Source organism: Bacillus sp. AR2-1, assembly GCF_008368755.1.
Lineage (GTDB): Bacteria > Bacillota > Bacilli > Bacillales > Bacillaceae_G > Bacillus_A > Bacillus_A wiedmannii.
The window spans coordinates 115,761-129,180 of the sequence record NZ_QORY01000020.1 but is presented as its reverse complement, the minus strand read 5'-3'; the positions used below and the strand labels follow the sequence as shown (position 1 = coordinate 129,180).

Here is a 13,420-nt window from a genome sequence, read left to right as displayed (position 1 = left end):
GTTACTTATTACGTTTAATATAGTCTAATAAACGTTCGATATCCCACGTGTTAATCACGTTATCTTTTTGAATCCAACCTTTACGTGCTGCGGCTACACCTGTTTCCATATCTTCTAACATTTCAAGCGTATGAGCATCTGTATTAATCGCTACTTTTACACCAGCATCTTGTGCTTGTTTTAATAATTTCGCGCTTAAATCTAGACGATTTGGATTCGCATTTAATTCTAAAACTGTATTTGTCTCTTTTGCGAGTTCAATTAATAAATCTGTATCTACATCGTAACCCTCACGACGCCCAAGAAGGCGTCCTGTCGGATGGGCAATCATTGTGACATGCTTATTCTCCAGCGCAGCACGAAGACGTTTCATAATCGTTTCACGGTCTTGTGAGAAGCTAGAGTGAATCGCTCCAATGACATAATCTAATTCTGCTAATACTTCATCATCAAAATCAAGTGTTGCATCTGGTAAAATGTCCATTTCAATTCCGCGTAAAATTGTAATGTCTGGATACTTTTCGTTCATACGTTCAATTTCTTTCGCTTGTTCACGAAGGCGCTCTTTCGTTAAACCATTCGCTACTTTTAAGTATTGTGAATGGTCGGTAATTGCCATAAATTTATAACCACGAGCACGACATGCCTGTACCATTTCCTCAATCGAAAAGGCACCGTCACTCCACGTTGTATGCATATGTAAATCACCTTGTATATCAGAGAACTGAATTAAGTTCGGATACTCTTTAATTAATTCAATTTCTTTTCCATCTTCACGCACTTCTGGTGGAATGAATGGAAGACCGAAATGAGAGAAGAACTCCTCTTCTGTTTCAAATGTTCTCACTTCACCTGTTTCTAAGTTTTCTACACCGTACTCACTAATTTTCTCGCCTCTATCTTTCGCGATTTGGCGCATTTTTACGTTATGGTCTTTTGATCCTGTGAAATGATGAAGAGTTGTAATAAATTCTTCAGGTTTTACTAAACGGAAATCGATTGAAATATCATATTCATATTGAAGACGAACAGAAACTTTCGTATCTCCACTTGCGATTACTTCAATCATATTATCGAATTGCAGTAAATGCTCACGTACTGTAGCTGGTTCTGACGTTGCAATGATAAAGTCTAAATCTTTCACTGTTTCACGAACTCGGCGCAAACTACCAGCGCGAGAGAAACGAATTACTTCAGCAATATTCGACAATTTCTCCTCTATTTCCCCGGCAATAGGCAATACCATTGCGATTGGTAAACGCTCTGGACGAGATCCTACTTGATCGATTGCTTCTAATATTTTCTCTTCTGTCTTCTTACCGAAACCTGCTAAAGCTTGTACTTTATTTTCCTCACAAACCGCTTTTAGCGATTCCATATCAACAACACCAAGTTCTTTATATAACTTAGCTACCTTTTTACCACCAAGGCCTGGCAATTTTAATAACGGTAATAAACTACTTGGCACTTCTTTTTCAAGCTCTTGTAATACTTCAGATGTTCCCGATTCTATATATTCTTGAATAACTGCCGCTGTTCCTTTTCCAATGCCCGGAATCTTCGTGAAATCTTCAATTTCAGAAAGACTGCGATCGTCACTTTCTAACGCTGCCGCCGCCTTACGAAATGCAGATATTTTAAATGGATTCGCGCCCTTTAGTTCCATAAACAGACCGATTGTCTCTAATAATTTAATAACTTGTTTTTTATTTACCTTCATCATTGCCCCGCCTTTCTTTCATAGAAAAAAACTCCTCTTTCCGAAAAAAGAGAAGTTATACTCTGCTACCTGTCTGCCATAGTTCCTTCACCTTTTCAGAAAGAATCGGTGTATCGTCTACAATTATTTTGCTAATTGATGATTTTTGTAATGGTGTTTGTATTTGTTCAATTGGAAGAATGTTTCCAACGATAATTAAAACAAACAAAATAATATATACTTCTAAAAATCCGAGGATTGCCCCCGCAAACGCATTGACTTGCTTTAAAACCGGTATTTCTGCAAACATATTTAACAAATTACCAAGTAATGAAAGTGCAATTTTTGTAATAATAAACAATATGATAAACGCAAGCGCTTGATAAAATACTGTCTCAATATTATTTGCATCAATCCATTCTGGAACAGATACATTTTTATCAAATGGATACGGAATAAATTTCGCAAGTGCTGGCGCTAAATCTTTACAGTACCAGTATGCAACAAGGTATGCGATAATAAAGCTTGTTAACTTTACAAGTTGCAGAATAAACCCTCTGCGTAAGCCGAGGAAAAATCCCATAACAAGCAGTAAAATGATAATAATATCAATCATGTTATTCCATTCCTTTTTTTGTCATACTTTCTTTCAATTTCTCATGTTCTTCTTTTAATTTTATGTAATCGTGTATGACGTTTACCGCCGTCAATACCGCTAGTCTACTCGTGTCAAGCGAAGGATTCTTGGCATTGAGTTCGCGCATTTTATCATCCACAATCGCTGCTACCATGCGGATATGACTTGTACTTTCATCGCCAACAACTGAATATTGTTGGCCATAGATTTCTACATTAATTCGACTTTTCTTTCCCTTTTGTTGTGACAACTCACCGGCCTCCAATCACGTACAGAATCCTAAAGTTTATCATACCATGAACCATCATATTATGGAAACAGAAAGAACAATCCGATATGATAAAAATAACAATATAAAAAAAGGGGCGACCACTATGTCAAATTCTATCGTAATTCAAACAAATTCTACAGTAATTGAAGACATGAAACAACAATACAAACAGGCACTTAGCCCAAAAACCCCACAAGGCGGAATCTTCATGGCAAAGGTGCCGTCTTGCACCATTACAGCTTATAAATCTGGAAAAGTAATGTTTCAAGGTGGCCGTGCTGAAGCAGAAGCTTCTCGTTGGCAAACTGTCTCTCAAACACCGAAAACAGCTGTAAAAAAATCTGTCGATTCACACCGTTATGCACCCCCTGCTTCCATCGGTACAATGTCTATCGTAGGGTCAGATGAAGTTGGTACTGGTGATTTCTTCGGACCGATGACAGTAGTTGCTGTATATGTGGACGCAAAGCAAATCCCACTGTTAAAAGAACTTGGTGTAAAAGACTCTAAAAACTTAAATGACGATCAAATTACTGCCATTGCAAAACAACTTCTACATGTTGTTCCTTACAGCTCTCTTGTCCTTCATAATGAAAAATATAACGAGCTATTTGATAAAGGAAACAACCAAGGTAAGTTAAAAGCTTTACTGCATAATAAAGCTATTACAAACTTATTAGCTAAAATTGCACCTACAAAACCTGAAGGCGTCTTAATCGATCAATTCACACAACCTGATACATACTACAAATATTTAGCAAAGCAAAAGCAGGTACAGCGTGAAAATGTTTACTTCGCAACGAAAGGTGAAAGTGTCCATTTAGCAGTAGCCGCTGCTTCTATTTTAGCTCGTTACTCATTCGTAAAACAGTTTGATGAACTAAGCAAAAAAGCCGGTATGCCACTTCCAAAAGGTGCTGGTAAACAAGTTGATATTGCAGCTGCTAAATTAATTCAAAAGCTTGGTAAAGAACGATTACCTGAGTTTGTGAAAATGCATTTCGCTAATAAGGAGAAGGCGTTTCGCTTATTAAAATAGTATCGACAAAAACAGGAGCCTACAAACTCCTGTTTTTGTTTCACTCTACTATTGTCCTTTTATTTTTGTTACAATTAAAATATACAGATTATTCTAACATAGGAGGAGATTCCCATTGCTACTTCTACAAATGATTCTAAATATTTTACTAGGCGATCCACACGAAAGACAGTTTGAAATTAGAGAAAACATTCAGCTACTAAGTGAACAACGAGAGTTCAACGATTTAATAGAGCGTTACGGCCGATCTTTCTTATTAAACTTTCGGATTCGAAGATTTATCGGGAAACACGATGCCCGCTTGTTAATACACAATCCAGCAAAACTACAACACTTCTGTGAGGAACTTGAATCTATGATTAGAAAAAAAGGATTGTTTACATAAGGAGGGAATTCATATAAACGCTGTGAAAATTAAAAAGTTATTATATGTTTTCGTACACCTCGTAGGCCCACTTTCTTTCCTCACTATTTCTATCATTTGGGGAGCTTTTTTCACTACTAAATCCACATTCGAAAATGTATCTGATAGTCTTTGTGTGATGGCCATCTATTACGTGCTCATGAGCTTAATGTGGTTTTTCTATTTAGATCGATTAGACAAAAATGTAGATAAAATTACAAAGGAAATTAATGATAATAAGGTGTAATACATATAAAAAAGGAGAGCCGCCAAGACTCTCCTTTTTTATGTTAACTTCTTTTCTGCTTCTTATTTGATGAAGATACTTTATGAGAACCTGTTTCATGTGTCGTCGTTCCTTGTCCTTCTACTTCTGGAGAACCAAGGCTTGATCTTGAATGATCTTTTTTCACTTTTTTACTCATTTATATTCACCCCTTCGCGTTACTTTTTGCTACGAGGTAATAAACTATGCAAAATAAAAAGCGAGAGGAAATCCTCTCGCTTTTTTCATATTTTAGAATTCAGAAGAACCTGGAGTTCTTGGGAATGGAATTACGTCACGGATGTTAGCCATGCCAGTGATGTACATTAGGAAGCGCTCGAAACCTAGACCGAATCCAGCGTGTTTTGTACCGCCGTATTTTCTAAGTTCTAAGTACCACCAGTAGTCCTCTTCGTTCATACCTAATTCTTTAATTCTGTCTACTAAAACGTCCATTCTTTCTTCACGTTGGCTTCCGCCGATTAATTCGCCGATGCCAGGAACTAGAAGGTCAGTAGCAGCTACTGTTTTTCCATCTTCATTCATACGCATGTAGAACGCTTTAATGTCTTTTGGATAGTCAGTTACGAATACAGGGCGTTTGAAAATTTCTTCTGATAAGTATCTTTCGTGCTCTGTTTGTAAGTCAATACCCCATTCTACTGGATATTTGAAGTCAGCACCTGACTCTTGAAGCACTTTAATTGCTTCTGTATATGTGATACGACCGAAGTCAGAGTTGATTACGTTGTTCATGCGCTCAAGAACTGTTTTATCAACGAAGCTGTTGAAGAATTCCATTTCTTCTGGTGCATGCTCTAGTACGTATTTCATTGCATATTTCAGCATATCTTCTGTAAGATCCATTACGTCGCCTAATTCAGCGAATGCAATCTCCGGCTCAACCATCCAGAACTCAGCTGCATGACGAGTTGTGTTAGAGTTTTCTGCACGGAATGTAGGTCCGAATGTGTATACGTCACGGAATGCTAATGCATAAGCTTCAGCGTTCAGCTGTCCACTTACTGTTAAGTTTGTTTCTTTGCCGAAGAAGTCTTTTGATTCATCAACTTGTCCGTCTTCACCTTTTGGTACGTTGTTTAAATCTTGCGTTGTTACGCGGAACATTTCGCCTGCACCTTCTGTATCACTACCAGTGATGATTGGTGTATGAACATGTACGAATCCACGCTCTTGGAAGAACTGGTGAATCGCAAATGCTGCGACAGAACGTACACGGAACGTTGCAGAGAATGCATTTGTTCTTGGACGTAAGTGAGCGATTGTACGTAAGTATTCAAACGTGTGACGTTTCTTTTGAAGTGGGTAATCAGAATCTGATAAGCCCTCGATATCAATTTTTTCTGCTTTAATTTCAAATGGTTGCTTCGCTCCAGGCGTTGCAATTACTGTACCTTCTACTTTAACTGAAGAGCTAAGTGGAAGTTTTGCAATTTCTTTGAAGTTTTCTAACTCTGTATCGAAAACGATTTGAACGCTTTTAAAGAAGCTACCGTCGTTTAATTCGATGAAACCAAATGCTTTTGAATCACGTAAGTTACGAATCCACCCTGATACTTGTACTGTTTGACCTGCGTATTTATCTGTATCTCTATACAGACTTTTTACTAATGTGTTTTCCATAGTGAAATTCTCCTTTGCACATATATTTAAATACAAAAAAACCTTTCATCCATAAAGGGACGAAAGGTTAAACTTCGCGGTACCACCCAATTTGTCATAAAGACCAACTTTAACTCGTATGTAATACATACTTCCCGGTTTGTAACAGGCCGGATTCCCGTCTAAGTCTACTCTTGAATACAAGATTCAATTTCGGTTAGCAACTCCAAGGTGTTCTTCACATATACCGCCTCATCAGGCTCTCACCGTCCCTGACTCGCTTTGGATTATAGTATATACTACTTTTCCTTATCATCGTCTTTCATTTTGTTAAACTAAAATTAATGTACTACATTCGAGAGAAAGATGCAAGATACCAAAAAATATATCAGCGATTTTTGTAATATATCGATTTTCCGACAATCGTGCCATAAAAAAATTGCCGGGCTTAATCCGGCAATTTCTCATTACTTACGTAACTCCGCACCAAACTTCTCTTCTACCGTTGTTAATACACGGTTATGTGCTTCTGTTACTTCTTCGTCTGTTAACGTACGTTCTGCATCGAAGTATGTCATAGAGAATGCAAGTGATTTCTTGCCTTCTTCCATTTTTTCACCTTCGTATAAGTCAAATAGCGTTACGTCTTTCAGAAGTTCTCCGCCAGCTTCAGCAATAACTTGCTTCATTTCACCAGCTTTTGTTTCTTTCGTTACGACAACAGCCATATCACGTGTCATAGATGGGAAACGTGGAATTGCTGTGTAGTAAGTTTCTTCTGCGTCTGCACCAAATACTTTTACAAGAGATAATTCGAATACGAATGTATTTTTCACATCTAATTGTTTTTCTGCTTCTGGGTGCAATTGACCGATGAAACCAATTACTTCGCCATCTAATACGATGTCAGCTGTACGACCTGGGTGCATCCCTTCACGTTTTGCTGGTGCATAAGTGATTTGGTTTGCAACACCAAGTACGTCGAATAATCCTTCTAGTACACCTTTCACAACGAAGAAGTCTACTACTTTCTTCTCACCTTGCCATGCATGGTGAAGAGCAAGTCCTGTCATAACACCGGCAAGATGTTGTTCTTCTTTCGGAAGTTCTCCTGCTTCTGTTGGTAAGAAGACAGAACCTACTTCGTATAAAGCAACACTATCGTTTTTACGTGCCACATTATATGAAACAGCTTCTAGTAATTGCGGTACTAAGCTTAAACGAAGTTGGCTACGCTCTTCACTCATTGGAAGTGCAAGATTTACAGGAGCTTTTTCATTTGGCTCGACCATATATTGCTTCGCTTTATCAGCGCTTGTTAATGAATATGTGATCGCTTCATATAAACCAGCACCCTCTAGGAAGCGACGTACTTTACGACGTTTCGTTTGTGCTGATGTTAATTTACCACGAGTCATTGTTCCAGAAGGTAATGTAACTGGAATGTGGTCATAACCGTATAGACGACCCACTTCTTCTACTAAGTCTTCTGAAATTGTAATATCAGGACGACGTGCTGGTACATTCACATGGAATGTTCCTTCTACTTCTGTGAATGGGAATTTCAAGTTTGTGAACATTGTACCCATTTCACTTGCAGAAATATTTGTACCTAATACACGGTTTACTTTTTCAGCAGTAACAGATACTGTACGCTCTTGTACTTGTAAGTTGTCAGCTTCTACTACACCTTCAAGTGCTTCTCCGCCAGCGTATTTCGCCATTAAAGCAGCTGCGTGTTGAATTGCTTCAAATGTACGTGTTGGATCGATTCCTTTTTCAAAACGTGCGCTTGATTCACTGCGAAGACCTAAGTCTTTTGATGTACGGCGCACTGTTTGACCTGCAAAGTATGCAGATTCAATTAAAACGTTTACTGTCTCATTTGTAACTTCAGAATCCGCTCCGCCCATTACACCAGCAACAGCTAAAGCTTTTGTTCCGTTTGTAATTACAAGGTGGTGGCTTTGTAACGTACGCTCTTGATCATCTAACGTTTCAATTTTTTCGCCTTCTTTTGCAAGACGAACAACGATTTCTTTTGAACCTAATTTATCGTAATCGAATGCATGTAACGGTTGACCGTATTCCATTAAAATGTAGTTTGTAATATCCACTACATTGCTAATTGGACGAATGCCAGCTGCCATAAGGCGCGTTTGCATCCACATTGGTGATGGACCAATCTTTACGTTCTTCACCATTTTTGCAATATATAATGGGTTTTCTTCTTTCGCTTCTACACTTACAGAAATGTAATCAGAAGTTTTTTCTGCTGTTTCTTGTAAGCTGATAGCTGGAAGTTTTACTTCACGGCCATAAATAGCAGCGACTTCATATGCAACACCTAACATGTTTAAGCAATCTGCACGGTTTGGTGTTAAACCAAGCTCAAGTACTCCATCATGTAAGTTTAAAATTTCAAGTGCGTCTGCACCAACTTCAGCGTCACTTGGGAAGATGAAGATACCGTCTGCATATTCTTTTGAAACTAACTTTCCATCAATACCAAGCTCTTGAAGCGCACAAACCATACCGTGAGAAGCCTCACCACGTAGTTTTGCTTTTTTAATTTTGAAGTTGCCAGGAAGTACAGCACCAACTTTTGCAACTGGTACTTTTAAACCTTTTGCAATGTTAGCAGCTCCACAAATAATTTGAACTGGCTCTTCTTCACCGATATCGATTAAACATTTGCTTAATTTATCAGCTTCTGGGTGTTTTTCACATTCTAATACGTGACCAACTACAACACCTTTTACACCTTTATTTAATAATTCAACACCTTCTACTTCAATACCACTTTTCGTGATTTTGTCTGCTAGTTCTTGTGCTGTTACATCTTTAATATCTACATACTCTTGTAACCAACGATATGATACGAACATACTTATCCTCTCCTTCCCTTACGCTCGTTTGAATTGTTGTAAGAAACGTACATCATTTGTATAGAAATGACGAATGTCATCTACGCCGTATTTCAACATTGCGATACGCTCTGCGCCCATACCGAATGCGAAACCTTGATATTCTTTTGAATCATAACCAGCCATTTCAAGTACGTTCGGATGAACCATACCTGCGCCTAAAATTTCGATCCAGCCAGTTCCTTTACAAGTGCCGCAACCTTTGCCGTGACACATCATACAAGAAATATCCATCTCTACAGATGGCTCTGTGAATGGGAAGAAACTTGGACGAAGACGGATTTCACGATCTTCACCGAACATCTTTTTCACGAATACTTGCAGTGTACCTTTTAAGTCACTCATGCGAATGTTTTTATCAATTACAAGACCTTCAATTTGCATGAATTGGTGTGAATGCGTCGCATCATCGTCATCGCGGCGATACACTTTACCAGGACAAATAATTTTAATTGGGCCTTTTTCTTTATTATTTTCCATCGTACGTGCTTGCACAGAAGATGTATGTGTACGTAGTAACGTTTCTTCTGTAATGTAGAATGTATCTTGCATATCACGCGCTGGGTGATCTTTCGGTAAGTTTAATGCTTCGAAGTTGTAGTAGTCTTTTTCTACTTCTGTTCCTTCAGCTACTTCATACCCCATACCGATGAATACATCTTCAATTTGCTCAACAACAGCTGTTAACGGATGGTGACAACCTGTTTCAACAGGACGGCCTGGTAGTGTAACATCAATTGTTTCCGTAGCTAATTTCGCTTCAATTACTGCTTTTTCTAAGTTTCCAATTTTGTCTTCTAAACGCGTTTGAATCGCTTCACGTACTTCATTTACTAATGCTCCCATACGTGGACGCTCTTCTGCTGATAATTTTCCCATGCCGCGTAATACTTCTGTAATTGGACCTTTTTTTCCTAAATACGCTACGCGTACGTCGTTTAAGCCCTTTAGCTCTTTCGCTTCTTCAATAAGCTCTAACGCTTTTTGCTTTAGCTCTTTTAAACGTGCTTCCATTTGGAACCCTCCTAATTTTAAAAATAAAAAAACCTCGCTCCCAAAAAGGGACGAGGTAAATTCGCGGTACCACCCTAAATTGACAGACCAGGTCTGCCCACTCATTAGTTATAACGATCAATTCTGACCGGAACGCCTTTACATATATATGGTCCTGGCGTCAACTCCAGAGGTGAATTCACTTCCGTCTACCATAAGAATGCTTTCAGTCTAAGGCATTCTCTCCCTATATGGCGATTTTGTAAGTTACTCTTCTCTATCAACGTTTTTCGTTATTTAACTTTTAATATAATATACTTCAACTTATTATAAGAAGTTTTTTATTTGTTCGCAACTGGGCTTTGTAAATAATACGTTAAAATCCCTGCTGCAACCGCAACATTTAATGATTCTGCCCCGCCGTAAATCGGAATATACAAGTTTTGATCCGTTTTTGCAAGAATTTCTTGGCTTACGCCGCTTCCTTCATTTCCTACAATTAATGCAAAACCACCAGCTGGTGTTACTTCACCATACGGAACTCCATTTTCAAGAGCTGTTCCATATACAGGAACGTTATTTTCTCTTAACTTGTCTACCCACTCTTCTAAGTTCCCTTTTACAACTGGTAAATGGAAAATAGAACCTTGTGTAGAGCGAAGCACTTTACTATTATATGCATCAACGCATCCTTCTCCAAGCACAACAGCATGAATACCAGCTGCATCAGCTGTACGAATAATTGTCCCTAAGTTGCCCGGGTCTTGAAGACCATCTAATAAAAGAAACTTTCCATCTGCAAGAGCTACTTCACTCTCGTGTTTCTCACAAACAGCAAATACCCCTTGCGTTGTTTCTGTTTCACGGAGTACTTTTACGATTGCTTCAGGTACGATATACATTTCCACATCATTAACTGTCCAATCTTTCGGAAGATCTGTCTGATCAGAAACGATAAGTTCTGTTACAACTCCTGCTTTTAAAGCTTCTTCCACTAAGTGGAATCCTTCTACAAAAAATAAACCTTTTTTATCGCGCTCTTTTTTCGTCTGCAGCTTTTTCCACTGCTTCACACGCGGATTTTGCACTGAATCAATGTTTTTCATAATATGTATTTCCCTCTCTTCTTGTCTTATCATTATAGCCTATTTTTCATACATATTTACATAAAAAAGAACAAAAACTAACGTCAGTTTCAATTCTGAAGAAGAGGTGAAAATAATGAGTTTTAATTTACGCGGTGCTGTATTAGCGAATGTATCTGGAAATTCACAAGATCAATTACAAGAAACGATTGTCGATGCAATTCAAAGCGGTGAAGAAAAAATGCTTCCAGGTCTTGGCGTTTTATTCGAAGTCATTTGGAAAAATGCTGATGAAAATGAAAAACACGAAATGTTAGGAACACTAGAGCAAGGATTAAAAAAATAAACAATAAAAGGTCACCTTAGAAAAAAACTAAGGTGACCTTTTATGTCTATAAAATTTTTCTTCTCCTAAACATTTCTACTTTACTAACGCTACACAGATGGAGTACAATATTCAAAATACATTTAAACCGATCGATTTTCTTTATAGACACCATTAGATAAAAGGAGTGAATGTTTTATGCAACGTATTACGCTTGAACAAGTTTTTAAACATCACATTACACAAAAATATGTAAACCGTTCTGGAATGGTCCACGCGATTGCTGTCGCTTACCATGCGTTTCACTTAGCGAAAAAGCATCATGCCTCAGTCGATGCTGCAACAAAAGCTGGTTTCCTTCATGATATCGGACATCACACATGGTACAGCGAGGGAGAATGGGATTATGACTTGTATAAAAAGAATGATATACATGCGATTAAAGGAGCAGAAAGAGCTCATAAATTGCTTATTAGATTAGGAGAACATCCGAAACTAGCAAAAGAAATTTCTATCGCGATTCTTCTTCATACAGATTCTTTCTTAGTACAGCAAGAAATTGAAAGAACATCTCTTCAAAACATTATTAAATGGGCAGACGAAGCAGATGAAGAACCGGGCGGAGCGCACCATTATAGAACGATTTCTTATGAAAAAGCATTAAAAGCTATTCAACAGTTAGACCGATTGGTAGAACGTGAATTGCAAATAGAGCAATCAAAATCGAATAACAAGGCAGAACATAGTTATCAATGAGAAAGAGGCATCACTATAGGGTGATACCTCTTTTATTATTTTATGGAAAATACACCTTTATATGTAATATTTAAATATTACATATAAAAACAAAATACTTTATAATTAAATATACAAATATAAAGAGGTGATTTTACAAATGCAACCCGCTACACAACTTTCTAATGAACAGAAATACTCTATGTCATGGGGACAATTTATTAGCTCCGTTTTATTCGCTTTTTTCGGAACCGGACTTATTACTGTGTTCCTCGCAATGCCCTTAACAATTTATACAGCCGGTCTTACAGATAAAAAACAAATTGCCCTGTATGAATCTATTGCAAATACTGCAAGTATCGTATTACAACTAGCCGTGTTGTTATTCTTCATTTTTAAATTCGAACCCGCAAAAAAATTACTACTAAAATCTTTTAACTTTAAAGCACTTAAAGAATGGCGTACATACGTATACTTACTTCTTTTCTTCGCTACAAATATTTTACTCAATTACATCTTGTTAAATTATATGTTCCAAGACGCAACAAAGCAGCAATCTTCCGCACTTAACTTAGACGTTTTCAAGCAGTATCAAATATTATTACTTCTCGGCTTCGCAATACTTACACCAATTTTTGAAGAGCTGATTTTCCGTGGTTTTATACTCCGCTTCTTCTCAGAACGCTTTCCATTTTGGATTGCAGCTATCGTAACAAGTTTCTTCTTCGGTATCGCTCATACATACTCACTTGGCGTAATGGTAATTACTTTCTTCATGGGATTATTAATGGCTATTTTATGTAAAAAAACAAAATCCATTATTCCAGCTATGTTATTTCATATTATAAATAATATGTTGGCATTCTTGAGTTAGAAAGAGGTATCATTGCGATACCTTTTTTATTAATTCGTATCATTACTTCTCATTTCTATCAATTTATACATATTTATTAATAATATCCAAAATAAACCTCATGTAGTAAAATATAACTGATTACTATAGAAGGAGACTATATATGTTGAGCTTACTTTGGGTTGTTTATATGCCACTTCTTGTTTTATGCGGATTGTTCGGTGGTATTTTTTTAATTGTTACTAGCATGAAACATCGTAAATTATTTGTTGGTTTAATGGGGCTACTTAGCTTCTCCTTTGTCACACTACCTTTTGTTTTTTGGGGCATGGGAGTGGATAGCAATGCAATCCTCCCTATTTCAACAACTTTATATTGGATACTGTTTTCTTTAACTGGATTATTAGCAGGGATAAGTGGAGTCCAAACCAAAATTAAAAGTATACGTAATATGGGATTCATTATTTTCATCGCTGGTATATTAGGGGTTATCTTCTGGTTACTCATGACTGTAGGTGATTCATACTATATATAATATTTTTTAGAACCCCATAAATCGGAGGTA

General features: G+C 37.4%; 15 protein-coding genes and 2 other annotated features. Of the genes, 7 read left to right on the top strand and 8 right to left on the bottom strand.

Annotation, left to right across the window (positions count from 1 at the left end; translation table 11 throughout):
• Window position 1: 1 nt before the first annotated feature.
• From polX to zapA, 3 genes are read right to left on the bottom strand one after another with little or no spacing between them, the layout of a single operon-like run.
• Entirely contained in the window at window positions 2-1,720 is a 1,719-nt protein-coding gene (polX, locus tag DT250_RS23455; RefSeq protein WP_000867528.1) for a DNA polymerase/3'-5' exonuclease PolX, read from the bottom strand.
• Between the two features lie 55 nt (window positions 1,721-1,775).
• On the bottom strand, window positions 1,776-2,315 hold the full coding sequence (locus DT250_RS23450) for a CvpA family protein (protein ID WP_000565411.1): 540 nt from the start codon (window positions 2,313-2,315) through the stop codon (window positions 1,776-1,778).
• 1 nt (window position 2,316) lies between these two features.
• Window positions 2,317-2,586, bottom strand: coding sequence for a cell division protein ZapA (gene zapA, locus DT250_RS23445; RefSeq protein WP_000082701.1), 270 nt, complete (start codon window positions 2,584-2,586; stop codon window positions 2,317-2,319).
• A 124-nt stretch (window positions 2,587-2,710) separates the two neighbouring features.
• Here zapA and rnhC point away from each other — a divergent pair, with 124 nt between their 5' ends.
• The 3 genes from rnhC (at window position 2,711) to DT250_RS23430 (ending at window position 4,296) form a co-directional block, all read left to right on the top strand.
• Window positions 2,711-3,646, top strand: a complete 936-nt coding sequence (gene rnhC / locus DT250_RS23440; RefSeq protein ID WP_098048075.1) for a ribonuclease HIII — start codon at window positions 2,711-2,713, stop codon at window positions 3,644-3,646.
• A 115-nt stretch (window positions 3,647-3,761) separates the two neighbouring features.
• The gene (locus DT250_RS23435; protein WP_000925542.1) at window positions 3,762-4,031 is read left to right on the top strand and encodes a hypothetical protein; all 270 of its coding nucleotides are present in this window, start codon (window positions 3,762-3,764) and stop codon (window positions 4,029-4,031) included.
• A 13-nt stretch (window positions 4,032-4,044) separates the two neighbouring features.
• Window positions 4,045-4,296, top strand: a complete 252-nt coding sequence (locus tag DT250_RS23430; RefSeq protein ID WP_097907781.1) for a hypothetical protein — start codon at window positions 4,045-4,047, stop codon at window positions 4,294-4,296.
• A 43-nt stretch (window positions 4,297-4,339) separates the two neighbouring features.
• On the opposite strand, the gene DT250_RS23425 is transcribed toward DT250_RS23430, so the two are convergent.
• From DT250_RS23425 to DT250_RS23405, 5 genes are all read right to left on the bottom strand, one after another.
• Window positions 4,340-4,474, bottom strand: coding sequence for a YuzL family protein (locus DT250_RS23425; protein ID WP_000039594.1), 135 nt, complete (start codon window positions 4,472-4,474; stop codon window positions 4,340-4,342).
• Between the two features lie 92 nt (window positions 4,475-4,566).
• A complete protein-coding gene (gene asnS, locus DT250_RS23420) occupies window positions 4,567-5,958 on the bottom strand; it encodes an asparagine--tRNA ligase (RefSeq protein ID WP_000432172.1) in 1,392 nt (463 codons plus the stop codon).
• 52 nt (window positions 5,959-6,010) lie between these two features.
• Window positions 6,011-6,262, bottom strand: a binding site (T-box leader).
• A 142-nt stretch (window positions 6,263-6,404) separates the two neighbouring features.
• Window positions 6,405-8,825, bottom strand: a complete 2,421-nt coding sequence (gene pheT / locus DT250_RS23415) for a phenylalanine--tRNA ligase subunit beta (protein ID WP_149213764.1) — start codon at window positions 8,823-8,825, stop codon at window positions 6,405-6,407.
• Window positions 8,826-8,843: 18 nt separating this feature from the next.
• Window positions 8,844-9,878, bottom strand: a complete 1,035-nt coding sequence (gene pheS, locus DT250_RS23410) for a phenylalanine--tRNA ligase subunit alpha (RefSeq protein WP_000388220.1) — start codon at window positions 9,876-9,878, stop codon at window positions 8,844-8,846.
• 43 nt (window positions 9,879-9,921) lie between these two features.
• Window positions 9,922-10,150 (bottom strand) — a binding site (T-box leader).
• Window positions 10,151-10,198: 48 nt separating this feature from the next.
• Window positions 10,199-10,996 carry a TrmH family RNA methyltransferase gene (locus DT250_RS23405; protein ID WP_137036649.1) on the bottom strand — a complete coding sequence of 266 codons (798 nt, stop codon included), beginning with the start codon at window positions 10,994-10,996 and terminating at the stop codon, window positions 10,199-10,201.
• Between the two features lie 82 nt (window positions 10,997-11,078).
• On the opposite strand from DT250_RS23405, the gene sspI reads away from it, so the two are divergent.
• The 4 genes from sspI to DT250_RS23385 all read left to right on the top strand — a co-directional run bounded on the left by sspI (window position 11,079) and on the right by DT250_RS23385 (window position 13,390).
• On the top strand, window positions 11,079-11,288 hold the full coding sequence (gene sspI, locus DT250_RS23400) for a small acid-soluble spore protein SspI (RefSeq protein ID WP_000009511.1): 210 nt from the start codon (window positions 11,079-11,081) through the stop codon (window positions 11,286-11,288).
• A 177-nt stretch (window positions 11,289-11,465) separates the two neighbouring features.
• Window positions 11,466-12,023 carry an HD domain-containing protein gene (locus DT250_RS23395; protein ID WP_001189002.1) on the top strand — a complete coding sequence of 186 codons (558 nt, stop codon included), beginning with the start codon at window positions 11,466-11,468 and terminating at the stop codon, window positions 12,021-12,023.
• Between the two features lie 139 nt (window positions 12,024-12,162).
• Window positions 12,163-12,876 (top strand): CPBP family intramembrane glutamic endopeptidase, encoded by a 714-nt coding sequence (locus DT250_RS23390; RefSeq protein ID WP_088064543.1) that lies wholly within the window; start codon window positions 12,163-12,165, stop codon window positions 12,874-12,876.
• Window positions 12,877-13,018: 142 nt separating this feature from the next.
• Window positions 13,019-13,390, top strand: coding sequence for a DNA-binding protein (locus tag DT250_RS23385; protein ID WP_088064544.1), 372 nt, complete (start codon window positions 13,019-13,021; stop codon window positions 13,388-13,390).
• The last annotated feature ends 30 nt before the right edge of the window (window positions 13,391-13,420 follow it).